General features: G+C 68.4%; 12 protein-coding genes. 5 read left to right on the forward strand and 7 right to left on the reverse strand.

Features of this window, described 5'->3' with window-relative positions:
• The first annotated feature begins 184 nt into the window (after window positions 1-184).
• On the forward strand, window positions 185-2,392 hold the full coding sequence (uvrD, locus tag DSC_RS00810) for a DNA helicase II (protein WP_014159202.1): 2,208 nt from the start codon (window positions 185-187) through the stop codon (window positions 2,390-2,392).
• Between the two features lie 181 nt (window positions 2,393-2,573).
• The gene (locus DSC_RS00815; protein ID WP_014159203.1) at window positions 2,574-3,020 is read left to right on the forward strand and encodes a universal stress protein; all 447 of its coding nucleotides are present in this window, start codon (window positions 2,574-2,576) and stop codon (window positions 3,018-3,020) included.
• A 68-nt stretch (window positions 3,021-3,088) separates the two neighbouring features.
• Here DSC_RS00815 and mgtA read toward each other — a convergent pair whose 3' ends face one another.
• The 7 genes from mgtA to DSC_RS00850 all read right to left on the reverse strand — a co-directional run bounded on the left by mgtA (window position 3,089) and on the right by DSC_RS00850 (window position 12,949).
• On the reverse strand, window positions 3,089-5,698 hold the full coding sequence (gene mgtA / locus DSC_RS00820; RefSeq protein WP_014159204.1) for a magnesium-translocating P-type ATPase: 2,610 nt from the start codon (window positions 5,696-5,698) through the stop codon (window positions 3,089-3,091).
• Between the two features lie 249 nt (window positions 5,699-5,947).
• A complete protein-coding gene (locus tag DSC_RS00825) occupies window positions 5,948-7,252 on the reverse strand; it encodes an NAD(P)H-dependent oxidoreductase (protein ID WP_014159205.1) in 1,305 nt (434 codons plus the stop codon).
• A 22-nt stretch (window positions 7,253-7,274) separates the two neighbouring features.
• Window positions 7,275-7,838, reverse strand: coding sequence for a dTDP-4-dehydrorhamnose 3,5-epimerase (gene rfbC, locus DSC_RS00830; protein WP_014159206.1), 564 nt, complete (start codon window positions 7,836-7,838; stop codon window positions 7,275-7,277).
• Window positions 7,835-8,896 carry an NAD-dependent epimerase/dehydratase family protein gene (locus tag DSC_RS00835; protein WP_043290818.1) on the reverse strand — a complete coding sequence of 354 codons (1,062 nt, stop codon included), beginning with the start codon at window positions 8,894-8,896 and terminating at the stop codon, window positions 7,835-7,837. The genes rfbC and DSC_RS00835 overlap by 4 nt, the downstream gene beginning before the upstream one ends.
• A 5-nt stretch (window positions 8,897-8,901) precedes the next feature.
• Window positions 8,902-9,675 carry a glucose-1-phosphate cytidylyltransferase gene (rfbF, locus tag DSC_RS00840; protein ID WP_014159208.1) on the reverse strand — a complete coding sequence of 258 codons (774 nt, stop codon included), beginning with the start codon at window positions 9,673-9,675 and terminating at the stop codon, window positions 8,902-8,904.
• A 136-nt stretch (window positions 9,676-9,811) separates the two neighbouring features.
• Window positions 9,812-11,059 carry a glycosyltransferase family protein gene (locus DSC_RS00845; protein WP_014159209.1) on the reverse strand — a complete coding sequence of 416 codons (1,248 nt, stop codon included), beginning with the start codon at window positions 11,057-11,059 and terminating at the stop codon, window positions 9,812-9,814.
• A gap of 276 nt (window positions 11,060-11,335) precedes the next feature.
• Window positions 11,336-12,949 (reverse strand): OpgD/OpgG family glucan biosynthesis protein, encoded by a 1,614-nt coding sequence (locus tag DSC_RS00850; RefSeq protein WP_014159210.1) that lies wholly within the window; start codon window positions 12,947-12,949, stop codon window positions 11,336-11,338.
• A 292-nt stretch (window positions 12,950-13,241) separates the two neighbouring features.
• Between DSC_RS00850 and DSC_RS00855 the strand changes: the two genes are divergently transcribed.
• The 3 genes from DSC_RS00855 to DSC_RS00865 are packed head-to-tail and all read left to right on the forward strand — an operon-like array spanning window position 13,242 to window position 17,018.
• On the forward strand, window positions 13,242-15,068 hold the full coding sequence (locus DSC_RS00855) for a sensor histidine kinase (protein WP_043290273.1): 1,827 nt from the start codon (window positions 13,242-13,244) through the stop codon (window positions 15,066-15,068).
• Window positions 15,065-15,505, forward strand: a complete 441-nt coding sequence (locus tag DSC_RS00860; protein WP_014159212.1) for a response regulator — start codon at window positions 15,065-15,067, stop codon at window positions 15,503-15,505. Before DSC_RS00855 ends, DSC_RS00860 begins: the two co-directional genes overlap by 4 nt.
• A gap of 4 nt (window positions 15,506-15,509) precedes the next feature.
• The gene (locus DSC_RS00865) at window positions 15,510-17,018 is read left to right on the forward strand and encodes an ATP-binding response regulator (protein ID WP_014159213.1); all 1,509 of its coding nucleotides are present in this window, start codon (window positions 15,510-15,512) and stop codon (window positions 17,016-17,018) included.
• The last annotated feature ends 34 nt before the right edge of the window (window positions 17,019-17,052 follow it).

A 17,052-nucleotide genomic window follows, 5' to 3' on the forward strand; every position in this document is an offset into this window, starting at 1 on the left:
GCGCATGGACCAATCCTTGAACCTAGCGGCACCTTTGCGAACTGGCGATGAAGCCGCCTCGCCAGGACCGTGGCGCCCATCGCGGCGGCCATCGTCCTTTGCCGCCTGCCGGTGTGGTGGCGACGGCGCTGCGCGGCCGGGCTGAGCGGCTCATTGTGAGCCGGCCCGGTAGAATGGCCGGGCGATGGATGTCTCCCACCTGCTCGATGATCTGAACCCGGCCCAGCGTCAGGCCGTGTCCGCCCCTGCCGGGCATTACCTGGTCCTGGCCGGCGCCGGCTCGGGCAAGACCCGGGTGCTCACCCACCGCATCGCCTGGCTGAACGAGGTCCATGTGGTGCCCACCCACGGCATCCTGGCGGTGACCTTCACCAACAAGGCCGCCGCCGAAATGCGCCAGCGCACCGATGCGCAGCTGCGCAACGGCGGCCGCGGCATGTGGATCGGCACCTTCCACGGCCTGGCCCACCGCCTGCTGCGCCTGCACTGGCAGGACGCGAAGCTGCCCGAAGGCTTCCAGGTGCTGGATGCCGACGACCAGCAGCGCCTGGTCAAGCGCGTGGCCCAGACCCTGGAACTGGACGAGGCCAAGGTCCCGCCGCGCCAGATCGCCTGGTGGATCAACCAGCAAAAGGACGAAGGCAGGCGCCCGCAGCACATCCAGCCCGAAGGCCGCGATGCGTGGCTCAGCGCGATGGTGGCCGCCTACACCGAATACCAGGCCCGCTGCGACCGCGCCGGGCTGGTGGATTTCGCCGAACTGCTGCTGCGCGCCCATGAGCTGCTGCGCGACACCCCGGCGCTGCTGGCCCATTACCGGCACCGCTTCGGCGAGCTGCTGGTGGACGAATTCCAGGACACCAACGCGATCCAGTACGGCTTCATCCGGCTGCTGGCCGGCGACACCGGGCACGTGTTCGTGGTCGGCGATGACGACCAGGCCATCTACGGCTGGCGCGGGGCCAAGGTCGAGAACGTGCAGCGCTTCCTGAAGGATTTCCCCGGCGCCCAGACCATCCGCCTGGAGCAGAACTACCGTTCCACCGCCAACATCCTGGGCGCGGCCAATGCGGTCATCGCCCACAATCCGGACCGGATCGGCAAGCAGCTGTGGACCGATGCCGGCCAGGGCGACCCGATCGACCTGTATGCCGCCTACAACGAGATGGACGAGGCACGCTACGTGGTCGAGCGCGCCTATCAGTGGGTGCGCGACGGCGGCAGCTATGGCGATGTGGCCGTGCTCTACCGCAGCAACGCGCAGTCGCGGGCGCTGGAAGAGGCGCTGCTCGCCCAGCAGGTGCCGTACCGGGTCTATGGCGGGGTGCGCTTCTTCGAACGTGCCGAAATCAAGGACGCGCTGGCCTACCTGCGCCTGATCGCCAACCGCGCCGACGATGCGGCCTTCGAGCGTGCGGTCAACACCCCGCCGCGCGGCATTGGCGAGCGCACTCTTGACGAAATGCGGCGCCAGGCGCGCGCCGGCTCGGTGTCGTTGTGGGAGGCCGCGCGCCAGTGCGCGCAGGGCGGCCAGATGGCCGGGCGCGCGCGCAATGCACTGGCCGCGTTCGTGCAGCTGATCGACCTGCTGGATGCGCAAACTGCCGCGCTGGACCTGAAAGAGAAGATCGACCACGTGCTGCTGCGCTCGGCGCTGCGCGAGCACTGGGCCAGGGAGAGCAAGGGCGGGCTGGATGCCGATTCGCGCACCGAGAACCTGGACGAACTGGTCTCGGTGGCCTCGCGCTTTGCCCGCGCCGACCACGATCCGCTGGCGCTGGACGATGCGCCCGAGGCCGAGCGCATGAGCGAGCTGGTCGCCTTTTTGTCCTACGCGGCGCTGGAGGCCGGCGAAGGCCAGGCCCAGGCCGGCGAGGATGGGGTGCAGCTGATGACCCTGCATTCGGCCAAGGGGCTGGAGTTTGCGCTGGTGTTCCTGGTCGGACTGGAAGAAGGCCTGTTCCCCAGCGCGCGCTCGGTCGAGGAAGCCGGCAAGCTGGAAGAGGAGCGCCGCCTGGCCTACGTGGGCATTACCCGCGCCCGCCAGAAGCTGGTCCTGACCTATGCCGAGTCGCGCCGGATCCACGGCATGGACAACTACAACGTGCCCTCGCGCTTCCTGCGCGAGATCCCGCGCGAACTGCTCCACGAGGTGCGGCCCAAGGTGCAGGTCTCGCGGCCGGCCTCGCTGGGTGCTTCGCGCGGCGGCTTCGGCCATGCGCCGCTGGAAACACCGGCGCTCAAGCTCGGGTCCAACGTGTCCCACCCCAAGTTCGGCGTCGGGGTGGTCGTCGATTATGAAGGCGCCGGCGCGCATGCACGGGTGCAGGTGCAGTTCGACGAAGGCGCCAAGTGGCTGGTGCTGGCCTACGCCAACCTGTCCCCGGCGTAGGGCGGGTCTTGACCCGCCATTGCCATGCCCGACGAACCGGTAACGGCGGGTCGAGACCCGCCCTACGGAAACGGGTGTTGCCCGCCACACGGCGAGCGATGGATCCGGCCTTGATCACGATCAAGGCGCGCTCGCGCCGGCAGGCGTCCAATGGACGGCACCACACACGCTGGAGCGCCCCATGTACGCACGCATCCTGATCGCCATCGATGGCTCGGACCTGTCCCTGCGCGGCCTGGAGCATGGACTTGAGCTGGCGGCCAAGCTGGGATCCAAGGTCGACATCCTCACCGTGTCCGAACCTTGGGCCGGCGGCATGACCGATGTCCAGGGCTGGACGGTGGGCTACGAGTCCGGCCCGGAATATCGTGCCGAACGCGAGGCCTCGGCCAACCTCATCCTGCAGCCGGCGCTGGACCGGGCGGCGCAGATGGGGGTTGATGCCACGCCGGCACACGTGCTGGACCGTTATGCCGCCGAAGGCATCCTGGAGACCATCGCCGAACGCGGCAGCGAGCTGGTGGTGATGACCTCGCACGGGCGCCGCGGCCTGACCCGGGTGCTGCTGGGCAGCCAGACCGTGGAAGTGCTGACCCGCAGCACCGTGCCGGTGCTGGTGGTGCGCTGAGGGTCCAGGGGCTGCCGCCGACGGTGCGGCGGTGATGCGCGCCCGCGGCGGTCATCGCGTCATGGCACTCACGGCGCGTGCGTGGCGCTGTGCCCGGGGGCGCGGCGCTGCTCGTGCCTGAAGAACCAGTGCTTGGTCGCCTCCGATGCAAGCAGGTACAGCGCCGTGATCGTCACGATGCCCGCCATCACCATGGGCGGCAGGGGCACGAAGCCGAGCCGGCCTGCAGCAGGCAGGTAGGGGATGGCCACCGCCAGCGCCAGCACCGCCACGCTGAGCCGGGCCAGCAGCGCGCTCGGCCGGCTGCGCCAGAACGCCCTGCGGGTGCGGATGACCAGGACGATGGTCAGTTCGGTGATCAGCGATTCGACGAACCATGCGGTCTGGAACGTTTCGGCACTGGCCCGCGCGATGCCGAGCAGGAAGCCGAAGGTGATGAAGTCGAACAGCGTGCTGACCAGGCCGAAGCACAGCATGAAGCGGCGGATGTAGCCGATGTCCCAATGCCTGGGCGAGCGGGTCTGGTCCAGGTCGACATTGTCCGAGGCAATGGCCAGCGCGGGCAGGTCGGACAGGAAGTTGTTGAGCAGGATCTGCTTGGCCAGCAACGGCAAAAACGGCAGGAACAGCGAGGCGAAGGCCATGCTGATCATGTTGCCGAAGCTGGCGCTGGTGGTGATCGAAATATATTTCATGGTGTTGGCGAAGGTCTTGCGGCTGTCGTCGATGCCGGCCAGCAGCACGCCCAGGTCGCGTTGCAGCAGGATCATGTCGGCCGCCTCGCGCGCCACTTCCACCGCGCCCTCCACGGAAATGCCGATATCGGCGGTGTGCAGGGCCGGCGCATCGTTGATGCCGTCGCCCAGGTAACCCACCGCATGGCCGTGCTGGCGCAGCGCCGCAATGATCCGTTCCTTCTGGTTGGGGTCGATTTCGACAAACAGGTCGGTGCGCGGGGCAAGCCCGAACAGCGCCTCCTTGGTCATGTGCGAAAGCTGTTCGCCGGTGATCATCGCGTGGGCCTTCAGGCCCACGGCGGCGGCCAGGTGCTGGGCGACATAACGGTTGTCGCCGGTGATGACCTTGACCCCGATCCCGCGCGCGGCCATCGCCGCCAGCGCCTGCGCCACTCCGGGCTTTGGCGGATCAAGGAACAACAGGAAACCGGCGAAGGCCAGCCCGACCTCGTCGGCGCGGCCATAGGACCGCTGCCGGGGCAGATGCCGGATCGCCAGTGCCAGCACCCGGTAGCCTTCGGCGCTCCAGGCCTTGAACCTTTCCTCCAGCGCGGCCCGTCTTTGCGGGTCCAGCGGCACCGGCCCGGTCGCGGTCAGGACCCAGGTGCAGGCGGCGGCGACGTTCAGCACCGCGCCCTTGCAGATCATCAGATCGTCCTGGCTGTGCGCCTCGCGCACCACCACCGAAAGCGACTTGCGCACGAAGTCGTACGGGATCTCGTCGACCTTGGTGCATCGGCCAAGGTCGGCGTTGCCCGGGGAAGCGGCGGCGATGGCCTCATCCAGCGGGTTCTTCAGCCCGGTCTGGAGCATGGCGTTCAGCCGCGCCCAGCGCATGACCTGGGCCGAGCTGGCGCCGTCGGCATCCAGGCAGCCGTCCAGGTGGATGACGCCCTCGGTCAGCGTGCCGGTCTTGTCGGTGCACAGGATGTCCATGCTGCCGAGGTTCTCGATCGCCTCCAGGCGCCTGACGATGACCCCGTTGCCGGCAAGGGTCCTGGCCCCGCGCGCGAGGGTCACGCTGATGATCGCCGGCAGCAGTTCGGGCGTCAGCCCCACCGCCAGGGCCAGCGAAAACAGCAGCGAGTCGATCAGCGGCCGCTCCAGCAGCAGGTTGGCCACGAACACCAGGACCACGATGACCAGCATGATCTGGGTCATCAGGGAGCCGAACCGCCGGATGCCCGTGCCGAACTCGGTCTGCGGCGGCTTGCGCTGGATGGCGGCGGCGATCCCGGCGAAGACCGTGTGGTTGCCGGTCTGGACCACCAGTACCGTGGCCGTGCCGCTGCGCACCGAGGTGCCGGCGAACACCACGTTGCTGCGCAGCGCCAGTCCCGCCTCCGGTGCGACCTGGCCAGGCGATTTCACCACCGGGAAGGTCTCGCCGGTCAGCGCAGCTTCGCTGACATTGAAGTCGCGGGCTTCCAGGATGATGCCGTCGGCCGGGATCAGGCTGCCGGCCGACAAGGTCAGGACATCGCCGGCCACGATCTCCTCGGTGGGGATGCTGACCGGCCGGCCATCACGCAACACGCTCGCCCTGGTGGAGATGCGCTCCTTCAGCGCTTCCATGGCCCTGGAGGCGCTGTACTCCTGGGTGAAGCTCAGGATGCAGCTGGCGAGCACGATCGCGCCGATGATCGCGGCTTCCTGGCCTTCGCCGACGAAGGCGGACACCACCGCGGCGAAGATCAGGATCAGCACCAGCGGGCTGTAGAACTGCCTGGCGAACAGACGCCACGGCGACGCTGCGGCGCTGCGGCCCAGACTGTTGCCACCATCGCGCGCCAGACGCTCCCGGGCCTGGTCGCTGGAAAGGCCGGTGGCCGTGGTCTGCAATTGGCCGATCAGTTCGGCAGCGGGTCGGGACCAGTAGCCGGCCGCGGGGGTGGCACCTGCGGCCGGCGACGAAGGGTTGGCCGGCGCGGCTTGCGGCATGTCGTTCTCCTGCCGCGATTGCAAGGACCCGGGGGATGCCTGGCGCGCGCTGGGCCGCAGCGCGGCGCTACGGTCCGGCCTGCCCACGCCAGCAGGACATGCGAAGCAAACGCCGCATGTCCCTGCATGGAGACGGCCATTGTCGCGCGGCCAGGATGACAGCTTGACCGGCCTGCCGCGCCGATGGGCAGGGCCCGCGCCGTGTCGTTCCGCCAGGGCCAGCCCGGCCGGCCAAAGTCCGACAGGCTCCTAGGCGGCGACCGCGTCGGCCGTGGTCGCGAACAGCGCGGCCTGTTCGGCGCGCAGGCGGTCGATCAGGCGACCGTGCGGCAGCGTGACGTCGTCGTAGGTCAGCACCGCGTCCCTGGCGATCGCGCGCTTGAGCACGCAGCCTTCGGCCACGCCCATGGGCAGCAACGCCTCGCGCGCGGTGACATCGGCGCGTTCGCACTGGCCGTAGGTGAGGTAGCCGCCGAGCGCGTCGAGGGTTTCGCCCGCCTCCAGGTCGCGCTTGGCCGTGGCCACCACCTCCACCAGCGGCCCGTCCAGCGGCTGCAGCACCGCATCGCGCAGCAGCACCACGCGCGCCACCGACAGCGGCACTTCGAAGTGGCACAGGTGGTAGGGCGTGTAGAAGCTGTACAGCGGGCCCTCGCCGAGCTTGTAGAGGTTGAGGTAATGCCGCTGTTTGGGGTCGTCGTGGGTGGCCAGCACGTACACGCCCGGGCCCGGCTGCGCGCCGACCACGTAATCCACCGCGCCGCCGACGGCCTTGAGCGCATCGATGTCGTAGCTGCGGGTCAGCTCGTCGACATGGCCGCGATGGTCGAGGCCGGTCATGCCGCGCTTGAGGATGGACATGCCGGTGCCGTTGGCCACGATCGCCTGCTCGAAGCTGATCTTGGTGCCGTCGGCGAAGCTGGTGACCATGTACGGGTCCTGGCCCCACTTGGCGGCAAAGCCGGCCTGCGTGGTCGGCGTGCGATACGGGTCCTGCAGGCCCTTGATGTTGCCGCACATCAGTGGGGTCAGGCCGATCGACCTGACGAAGCGGAACAGGTTCATCTGCACCCCTGGCTGGTCGCCATCGCATGCAGTGAAGATCACCCCGGCGGCGTCGGCCTTCTTCTTGAGCAGCGGGCCGACGGTGCCATCCAGCTCGGCATTCATCGTCACCATGTCGCGGCCGTAGGAGATGGCCGCCAGGCTGATGTGGGCGCCGTACTCCACCGCGCCGGTGGCATCGACCAGGCAGTCCAGCTCGTTGCATTCGTACAGCAGCGCCGGGTCGTCGGTGATCGCGGCGGCGCCGCTGGCGATCGCTGCGGACAGCGCACGGCCGGTGTCGACGATCCGCGCCTCCACGCCCGCCTGGGCGAACGCCGCCAGCGCCTTGTCCAGGTTGCGGTTGCAGATCACCGACAACACCATGCCCGGGACCGAATGCACGATCTGGTTGACGATGCCCTTGGCCATGAAGCCGGCGCCGTAGAGTCCGACGCGGATGGGCATGCCAGCGGCCTGGCGTTCACGCAGCAGTCGATCGATCACCATGTCTTGCTCCTCGTTGCGCCGCCTACAGGCCGCGCAGGTGTTCGACGCCGTGGTAGCCCGGATCGAAATCCGGCCACGCGGCGTCCTTGTCGGAAATGATCGTGCCCACGGCCGGCCATTGCACGCCGATCGCAGGGTCGTTCCAGCGCAGGCCACGTTCGGCGCTGGGTTCGTAGAAGGCACTGGCCAGGTACAACGCCTCGGTATCCGGCTCCAGGGTCACAAAGCCATGGGCAAAACCGCGCGGCACGTAATAGGCCAGGCGGTTCTCCGCGGTCAGTTCCACACCGTGCCATTTCAGGTAGGTGGGCGAATCCGGGCGCAGGTCGACGATGGCATCCCACAGCGCGCCGCGCACGCAGCGCACGATCTTGACCTCCGGCGCCGGCGGCAGCTGGTAGTGCATGCCACGCAGCGTGCCGGCCTGCGCGTTGTAGGAGTTGTTGACCTGGACGAAGCGCTCGACCAGGCCGGCGGCAGCCATCTCCTTCTCGCAGAATATGCGCGCGAACCAGCCCCGCTCGTCGCCGCGTTTTTCCGGCTCGATCACATAGGCGCCCTTGAGCGGGGTCTGGTGGAACTTCATGCGGCCGCCCGCAGCTCGGGCGCGCGCAAGTCCGGCAGCAGCTGGCCGCTGTCGACCAGGCCTTCCAGGATGCGCAGGCGGATGAAGCCGGACTGGCGGAAATTGCGGTCGGAGAACGCGGTGCGCTGCAGTTCGTCGCGCAGTTCGGCGATGGTGCCCTCCAGCGTCTCGATCGGCTGGTGGTCGGGCGCGAGTTTTTCGAACAGCGAAAAGTCCACCCGGTACGAGCGACTGTCGGCCGGGGCGTTGGTGGAAATGGTCACTTCCGCGGTGGGAATGGCCGCGCCCACGGCATGGGCCAGATCGCGGACCTGCACGTTCCAGCGCTCCGATCCGGCATTGACGAACAGATAGCGGCCGCCGGTGTCGGCCGGGCGCTGGATCGCCCATTCGATGGCGCGCGACATGTCGCGCACATGGATCAGCGGGCGCCACGGCGTGCCGTCGGACAGCACCTCGACCTTGCCGCTGGCCACTGCGCCGGCAACGAAGTCGTTGAGCACCAGGTCCAGGCGCAGCCGCGGCGAGGCGCCGCAGGCGGTGGCAAAGCGCAGCGCGGTGATGACCATGTCGGTGTCCATCGCCGCCAGGCCGGTTTCGGTGTCGATCTTGGAGCGAGCGTAGGCGGTGAGCGGGGCGATGGCGCTGGTTTCCGAACGCGGCGTGCCGTCAGCCGCCGCGCCATACACGCTGCAGCTGGAGGCGAACACGAAGTGCTTCACGCCCGCCTCGGCCGCAGCCCGGGCCACCGACAGGCTGGCCTGGCAGTTGATCTGGTCGGTGACGGTCTCGAAGCGCTTGCCCATCGCATCGTTGGACACCGCGGCCAGGTGGACCACCGCGTCGAAGCCGGTCAGGTCCTGCGCGGTCAGGTCGCGCACGTCGCGAAACCATTGCTCGTCCAGCACCACTTCGGGCAGGCCGCGCTTGTCGGACAGGCAATGGGCGAACCAGCCGCGATCCACGCCGACCAGCCAGGCCTGCGGGAAGCGCTGGCGCAGGTGGCGGGCCAGGACCGGGCCGATGTAGCCCATGTTGCCGGTGATCAGGATACGCATCGTCTTCACTCCCACACGCGCCACGGCGCCTTGTTGTTGGTCCACAGGTCGTTGAGGTAGTTCTTGTCGCGCAAGGTGTCCATCGGCTGCCAGAAGCCGGCGTGCCGGTAGACGCTCAGCTGGCCCTGGGCGACCAGGGTTTCCAGCGGCGCGTTCTCCCACACGCTGCTGTCGCCTTCGATGAAGTCGGCCACCTTGGGAGACAACACGAAGAAACCGCCGTTGATCAGGCCATCGCCATCGGCGGGCTTCTCGCGGAAGCCGGTGACCTGGTCGGCCTGCACGTGCAGCGCGCCGAAGCGGCCCGGCGGCTGCACCGCGGTGACCGTGGCCAGGCGGCCCTCGCGCCGGTGCAGTTCGATGCCGGCGGCGATGTCCACGTCGGACACGCCGTCGCCATAGGTCAGGCAGAAGGCTTCCTCATCCTGCAGGTAGGGCATGACCCGCTTGAGGCGGCCCCCGGTCATGGTCGCCGCGCCCGTGTCCACCAGGGTCACCCGCCACGGCTCGGCGCGGGTGTTGTGCAGGGTGGTGGTGTTGGTGGACAGGTCGCAGGTCACGTCCGATTCCATCAGGTGGTAGTTGATGAAGAAATCCTTGATGACCTCGCCCCGGTAGCCCAGGCACACCACGAAGTCGTTGATGCCGTAATGGCTGTAGATCTTCATGATGTGCCACAGCACCGGCTTGCCGCCGATTTCCACCATGGGCTTGGGGCGGATCGCGGTTTCCTCGGAAATGCGGGTGCCCAGGCCGCCGGCCAGGATGACAGCCTTCATTGATGCTCCTTTCGATTCATTGCTGGGTCCTTGGCCGATCAATCGGCTGGATGGTTGCTGGCGCGCGGTACGGTGGCCGTGTGCGCAGGTGTGAGTGGCGGTGGCGCCGCCGGATGTGTCCCAATCCCTAGAAACGTCATGCGGTCACGTCGTGCCGTCGCACCCGCGGTGCGCCATGGGCGACTTCCACCATGCCGGCCATGCTGGCAAGCTGCTCGATGCGTTGCTGCAGCCGCGCACTGCGTGGCAGGCCAACCGTATCCAGCAGCTGATCCCAGCGATGCGCCCAGTCGTGGCGCAGCAGCGCCTGGCTGACATTGGTGGCGCGTGCGCGTTCAAGACGTTCGGTCTGGCTGCCCAGGTCGCGGAAGAATGCGCCCAGGTCCGGTGTGCCCGGCGGTAGTTCGATCACCGCATCGGGCCAGTCGAAATGATCGGCAAACTCCGGGCATTGCTGGCGCGAGCCCAGCACGATGGCGCCGCCGGCGGTGCCTTCGAAATAGCGCGTGGCCAACGCGTTCTTGCGCACGCCCTTGAACACCCCGACCGTGTCCACGGTGAAGTCGTAGGCGATGAAGTACTTGGCACGCTTGATCATGGCCGCCGACTGGCTGCGGTGTTCGGCCCAGTCCACCACCGCGCCGGCCTTGAGCACGTCGTGCACGTAGAAGAAGTTGCCGTCGCGCGCGGCCAGGGCAGCCAGCTTGGTGTGCAGCTCGGGGATGCGCCGGCCCAGGCTGAGCACATCGATGCTGCGCGCCGGCGTGTCCGGATACGGGCAGGCCAACAGCGTGTCGCAGGCGCTGGGCAGGAACGAGATCGGGGTGGAGGTGTACTGGCGCAGCGCCGGGATGCTCTCGGCATTGAGCACGAAGACGTGGTCGAATGCGTCCAGCATGCGCAGCTCCTGTGCCTGGTGCGGGAAGCGCTCGGGCCAGCCTTCCAGCAGGTAGGCGTAGGCCTTGCCGCAGCGCTTGCGCCAGTTCTTCATGCGCCGCAGCGCGGTCAGCTCTAGCGGGAACTGGCACACGAACAGGAACACGTCGTAATCGCGCGTCACCGTGACCGGCGTGGCATTGGACAGGCCTGGCCGGCCAAGCCGGCGCCAGGCCTGGGACATCACCCGATGGCTGAGCTCATGCCACAGGTAGCCCAGGCTGGGATTCACGCCGCGGCCGGCGCTGTGCGGGGCGGGGCCGGGCATGAGGAAGTCCGCGTCCTCGACCTGGGCGATCACGTTGAGGAAGGCATATGCCTGGCCGTTGAAAGGCTCCGGCCACGCGTTGTAGTTGGATGACAGCAAGACAGACCGGTCGGCCATATCCATTTCCTCGCCAAGCTGGGGGATTTCCTGACGCACCTCGCGGTTGCCGTGACCGGGCATGGCTGCTGCACGGGTGCGTGCGGGGCAGCCTTAGGATCCCGTTGATCTGAAAACCGCCGACATCACGCTGTGCCGAACATGCACCCATGCCACCGACCTCAGCGCCTGGGGAACCCCGCCTTGCACACCCCTGGCAGCACCGCGTCGTGTGCACAGGAGGTCGCAGGCGCCGTCCCCGGGCGGCCACATGAAAGGTCCAACGCAGGAACGCGGTGAAATCGGCCGCGCCGGTCGTGGGGCGGGAAAGGTTTTTCCGAATGCGCCGCGCCGGCCGGGTCAGTAGAGCCTGCGTTCGGCCAGCGGCGGCGGGCTGAACTGGTAGAGCCAGGTTTCGCTCAGGGTCGCGTCGGCGTGCCTGAGGTACAGGCGCAGGTCGATCTGGCTGCTGTCGTCCTTGGCCGGGACCACGTCGAACATCACCCGGTAGCCCTTGATCTCGCGCAGCGGGCGGCAGGACACCGTTTCCAGCGTGCCGCCGGTGATCTGTAGGACCGGTTCGAGCACGGCATCGGCCGCTTCCAGCGCGGCCAGCGAGCCGCCGGCGAAATCCACCGCAAAGCGCTGCGACCAATACCTGCGCTTGTGGCCGACCACGCCACCCAAGCCGGTGCGGGTGGCCACGCAGATCGCCTGGCTGGGTCCGGCCGGCGCGGCCGAGCCCCAGGACAGCCTGTAGCCGAACAGCAGCTCCTGGCCGGCTTGCGGTTTGTCCTTCGGGTTCCAGAACGCGACGATGTTGTCAAAGGTTTCATCGACGGTGGGAATCTCGATCAACTGCACCGCCCCTTGGCCCCAGCCGGACTTGGGTTCCACCCACAGGCAGGGGCGCTTGTCGTAGAACACCCCGTCGTCCTGGTAATGGTCGAAGTTGCGGTCGCGCTGGAGCAGGCCGAAGCCCTTGGGATCGGTGTCGCCGAAGGCATTGAAGCGCAACTGCGCCGGGTTGGTCAGCGGCCGCCAGATCCACTCGCCGCTGCCGGTGTGCAGGGCCAGGCCGTCGCTGTCATGAATTTCCGGGCGCCAGTCCCAGGCCATGCGGCGGTCGTTTTCGCCGGTCTGGTACATGCTGGTGCACGGGCCGATGCCCATCCGCTCGATGGTGGTGCGCGGGTACAGTGCGCAGTCGATGTCCATGGTCAGCGGCTCGCCCGGGGTCAGGGCGAAGCGGTAGGCGCCGGCCACGCTGGGCGAATCCAGCAGCCCGTAGACCAGCAGCGTGTCCGAACCCTCGGCCGGCCTCTCCAGGTAGTAGGCGACGAAGTCCGGGAATTCCTCGGGCCCGCCGGTGCCGGTATCGATCGCCAGACCGCGCGCGGACAGGCCGTACTGGCCTTCCCTGCCGACCGCGCGGAAATAGCTGGCGCCCAGGAACGCGGCGAAATCGCGATTGGGGTCGGCCTTGGTGTTGAGGCGGAAACCGGCAAAGCCCAGGTTGTCAGCCAACCTGGCCTTGCCCAGGCCGCTGCTGCCGTAATCGAACATGTCGGCGTTGTACTTGATCTCGCGCGCCTGGCCGTCGGCGACCTCGTGCATGGTCACCGGTTTCTTGAAATACAGGCCCATGTGGAAGAACTGGGCCAGGAATGGGTTGTCCTGCCCGCTCCACAGCGCATGGTCGCGGCGATAGCCGATGGCCTGGTACTGGTCCCAGGTCAGGCCTTCCAGCGCCGCCGGCAGCGGGCCGCCGTGCACCTTGTAGGGCTTGCCGGCCAGCGCGCGCGCCTGGCCCTTGAGGCTGGCGTAGTCGAACGGCTGGGCGGGTCCGAACACCAGGTTGGAGGCGCCGGCCCGGGCTGCGGCAAAGGCCGACCCGGACAGCAGCAGGCCCGGTGGCAGGCCCAGGGCGGCAAGCGTGCCGGCGGCACGGGTCAGGAACTGGCGTCGGATCATGGGCGGCGGTTCGGTTCGGTCAAGGCATCAAGCCACGCATCGTAGCCAAGGCCGATGCCTGGCAGGGTGACCCCGACGATATTGGCCCATCGGGGCGGTGCGATCTGCGATAATGAAACCGGTTACATGGCACTGCCTGCGCGGCGCCGGGTGCGGGCACCTGACCCACGCACGGCGGCCTCGCGAAAATGAACAGGCACTGGCGGAAGGCGGCAATTTTAACGATGTTTTCACGCTCGGTCGGATGCGATAGCGTTTGGTTTTGTGTGTGTCCTGTCATCACGGGGTTTGAATGCGGCAACGGTTGGCCCGCGTCGAGTGGGATCGGTGGCGACTGCCCTTCATCGGGGTGGCCGTGCTGCTGATCGTGGTTGCCCCGGCGCTGCTGCGCCAGCGGTTGCAGGATGAAAGCCTGGCCGCGGCCGATCGGGTGGCCCATACCCGCCTGATCCAGGCCGAGGTGAACGCCCTGAACGTGGAAGTGCGCGAGGTCGAGCAGTCCGCGCTGCTGGTCAGCCTGGGCGCGGACCTGCCGCGCCTGCGCGCCCGGGTCCAGGATGCACGCCAGCACTTGCCCGTGCTGTTGGCGCGGGTGATGGAACTGACCCGCGATTCGCCCGAACAGCAGGTCAGGCTGGGCCAGCTGAAGGAACTGCTGGAACGGCGCGTGGGCATCGCTGAGCAATTGCTGGTGGCCGGGCCCGGGCAGCGCCAGGCGCTGGCGGCCGACCTGGCGGCCAGGTATCCGGTGCGGCCATTGATGCTGGAGATCCAGCGCGCCGAGCAGGCGCTCTCGGCGCGCCGGGTCGAGCGTGCGCTGCAGGCGCGCAAACTGGCCGACTGGGTCGGCTGGGGGGCGATGCTGGTCCAGCTGGCGCTGCTGACCGCGGTCACCGCGGTGCTGGGCCGGCAGATCGCCAGCCGCCTGCGCGCCGAGGCCGACGCCAGCCGCGCCCTGGCGCGCTCGGACGCGGTGCTGCAGACCGTGCGCGAGCCCATCGTCCTGCTCGATGGCCAGCAGCGCGTGCTGATGCACAACCCCGCCTTCGCCGAGCTTTATCAGCTGCAGGGCGAGCTGCAGGATCATCCGCCGCTGCACCAGATCAGCCCGAGCTGGCGCGACGAAGTGGTGCGCCAGCGCCTGACCGATGTGCTCACCCGCGGCCGCGAGCTGTGGGACTACGAGGTGCACCAGGAAACCGCCGGTGGCGTGCCGCGGGTGTTGCTGCTCAATGCCCGGCGCATGTCGCTGCCCGATCGCAGCGACGATGCGGTGCTGATGACCATCAGCGATGTGACCACCCAGAGGGTCAGCCAGCAGCGCATCATCGAGCTCAACCGCCAGCTGGAAGGCAAGGTGGAGCAGGTCTCGGACGTCAACCGCGAACTGGAGGCCTTCAGCTATTCGGTCTCCCACGACCTGCGCGCGCCGCTGCGGCACATCTCCGGCTTCTCCGACAAGCTCGCCCGCCACCTGGGCGAGAGCGCCGACGAGCGCAGCCGCCACTACCTGCAGGTGATCGGCGACTCGGCCCGGCGCATGTCCTCGCTGATCGACGACCTGCTGGTGTACTCGCGCCTGGGCCGCAGCGCGCTGCGCCTGCAGGCGGTGGACATGCAGTCGCTGGTGGCCGAGACCCGGGCCATGCTCGATGCCAACGTCAGCGCCGAAAAGCACACCCTGCCGCTGCGCGTGGACTGGACCATCCAGCCCATGCCGATCCTGGTGGGCGATGAGAACATGCTGCGCCAGGTCTGGCAGAACCTGCTGGGCAACGCGGTCAAGTACAGCGGCAAGCGCGAGGTCGCGCGGATCGAGGTGGGCTACGCGCTGGAAGGCGAGGGGCACCATTTCTGGGTCAGGGACAACGGCGCCGGCTTCGACATGACCTACGCCGGCAAGCTGTTCGGCGTGTTCCAGCGGCTGCACAAGGCCAGCGACTACCCCGGTACCGGCATTGGCCTGGCCAGCGTGCGCCGGGTGGTGTCGCGCCACGGCGGCCGGGTCTGGGCCGAGGCCGAGCCGGAGCGGGGCGCCACCTTCCATTTCGTCATTCCCAGTGCCCACGACACCGGCCTGGTCACCGGCTACCTTTCACCTTCAGAGTTCAACGCATGAGCGCCATCCGCATCATCCTGCTGGCCGAAGACAGCGCCGCCGACGCCGAAATGGCGATCGACGCCCTGCGCGAGGCCAACCTGGCCAATCCCATCGTGCATGTCGAGGACGGGGTGGAAGTGATGGATTACCTGCTGCGCCGCGGCGCCCATGCCGACCGCGCCGAAGGCCTGCCGGCGGTGCTGCTGCTGGACATCAAGATGCCGCGCATGGATGGCATGGAAGTGCTGCGCAGCATCCGCGCCGACGACGCGCTCAAGACCATGCCGGTGGTGATCCTGTCCTCCTCGCGCGAGGAAAGCGACATGGTGCGCAGCTGGGACCTGGGCGCCAATGCCTATGTGGTCAAGCCGGTGGACATCGACCAGTTCTTCACCGCGGTCAAGACCCTGGGCACCTTCTGGGCACTGTTGAACGAAGCACCGGGGCTGGATTGATCCGATGCCACTGACTGCCGCCCCGATCGGACCGGTCCGCATCCTGCTGGTGGAGGATTCGCCGGAGGATGCCGAGCTGACCTGCGAACAGCTGCTCGAGGCCGGGCTGGAGGCCGAGTTTCAACGGGTGGATTCGGAGCCCGGGCTGCGCCTGGCGCTGGAGCGGTTCAAGCCGGACCTGGTGCTGTCGGACCTGTCGATGCCGGGCTTTTCCGGGCACGATGCGCTCAAGGCGGTGCTGGCGCTGGACCCGCCGGTGCCGTTCATCTTCGTCTCTGGGACCATGGGTGAGGAGACCGCGGTCCAGGCGCTGCGCGATGGCGCAGCCGACTACATCCTCAAGGACAAGACCGCGCGCCTGCCTTCGGCGGCGGCGCGCGCGATCCGCGAATCACGCAGCCAGCGCGAGCGCGAACGGGTGGAGAAGGAGCTGCTGCGCTCGCAGCGCCTGGATTCGATCGCGATGCTGGCCGCCGGCCTGAGCCACGACCTGCGCAACATCCTGCAGCCGCTGCTGATCGTGCCGGAGCTGCTGGCCCTCCACAGTGACAATCCGAAGATCCACAAGCTCGGCGAGGTGATCGCCGAGTCCGGTCGGCGCGGTCACGAGATGGCCGAATCGATGCTGTCCTTCGTGCGCGGCGCGCGCAAGGCGCGCGAGGCGGTGCCGGTGGCCGAGCTGTTCCAGGCCGTCCAGGTGCTGCTGCAGGGCAGCCTGCCGGACGGGGTCAAGCTGCGCCTGCAGCCGCCGGCCACGCCGATGGAGATCGACGCCAACTACGTCGAGCTCCAGCAGGTGCTGATCAACCTGTGCCTCAACGGCATTCAGGCCATGCCCCGCGGTGGCACGCTGACCCTGGCCGCGCAACCGGCCGACGGCGGTGGCGCGGTGTCCCTGTCGGTGTCCGACGAGGGCGTCGGCATGGACGAGAAGACCCGCGGGCAGCTGTTCACCCCGTTCTTCACCACCAAGCCCGACGGCACCGGCCTGGGACTGATGTCGTGCCTGCGCATCGTCGAGCAGTACCAGGGCCGGATCGAGGTGGACAGCACGCCGGGGGTGGGCACCACCTTTGCCATCACCCTGCCGCTGCTGGACCCCAACGCCGCCCGGGCTTCGCCGGCGCCGGCGCCGGGCCAGGGCCAGCGCATCCTGCTGGTCGATGGCGATGCCACCCGCCAGTCGCTGCTGAGCACGGCCCTGGAAAGCCAGGGCTACGCCCCCGGCCGCGCCCCGGACGGTGCCTACGCGCTGCACGCGGCGGCGGTGGACGGCATGCCGGAGCTGTTCATCATCGACAGCGAGCTGGTCCTGCTGCCAGCGGTGGCGCTGGTGCGGGCGCTGGCCCAGCGTGGCTATCGTGGCCCGGTGATCCTGCTGCAGGACCCGGCCAAGCCGTTCGACCAGACCGAGCTGCCGCCAGGCCTGCCGGTGTACCTGCTCGACAAGCCCCTGGCGATGGACCAGGTGTTCGAGGCGGTGGCCGAAGCACTGGCCACCGGCACGCTCTGATTGCGCGACGTGAGCGGTTCCACCGCGGGCACCA

This window comes from Pseudoxanthomonas spadix BD-a59 (genome assembly GCF_000233915.3).
Classification (GTDB): domain Bacteria; phylum Pseudomonadota; class Gammaproteobacteria; order Xanthomonadales; family Xanthomonadaceae; genus Pseudoxanthomonas_A; species Pseudoxanthomonas_A spadix.

Coding starts and splice junctions, on each gene's coding strand:
- DSC_RS00815 (WP_014159203.1), top strand. CDS start 2,574: ATGTACGCACGCATCCTGATCGCCATCGATGGCTCGGACCTGTCCCTG.
- DSC_RS00850 (WP_014159210.1), bottom strand. CDS start 12,949: ATGATCCGACGCCAGTTCCTGACCCGTGCCGCCGGCACGCTTGCCGCC.
- DSC_RS00845 (WP_014159209.1), bottom strand. CDS start 11,059: ATGCCCGGTCACGGCAACCGCGAGGTGCGTCAGGAAATCCCCCAGCTT.
- uvrD (WP_014159202.1), top strand. CDS start 185: ATGGATGTCTCCCACCTGCTCGATGATCTGAACCCGGCCCAGCGTCAG.
- DSC_RS00860 (WP_014159212.1), top strand. CDS start 15,065: ATGAGCGCCATCCGCATCATCCTGCTGGCCGAAGACAGCGCCGCCGAC.
- rfbC (WP_014159206.1), bottom strand. CDS start 7,838: ATGAAGTTCCACCAGACCCCGCTCAAGGGCGCCTATGTGATCGAGCCG.
- rfbF (WP_014159208.1), bottom strand. CDS start 9,675: ATGAAGGCTGTCATCCTGGCCGGCGGCCTGGGCACCCGCATTTCCGAG.
- mgtA (WP_014159204.1), bottom strand. CDS start 5,698: ATGCCGCAAGCCGCGCCGGCCAACCCTTCGTCGCCGGCCGCAGGTGCC.
- DSC_RS00865 (WP_014159213.1), top strand. CDS start 15,510: ATGCCACTGACTGCCGCCCCGATCGGACCGGTCCGCATCCTGCTGGTG.
- DSC_RS00855 (WP_043290273.1), top strand. CDS start 13,242: ATGCGGCAACGGTTGGCCCGCGTCGAGTGGGATCGGTGGCGACTGCCC.
- DSC_RS00835 (WP_043290818.1), bottom strand. CDS start 8,896: ATGCGTATCCTGATCACCGGCAACATGGGCTACATCGGCCCGGTCCTG.
- DSC_RS00825 (WP_014159205.1), bottom strand. CDS start 7,252: ATGGTGATCGATCGACTGCTGCGTGAACGCCAGGCCGCTGGCATGCCC.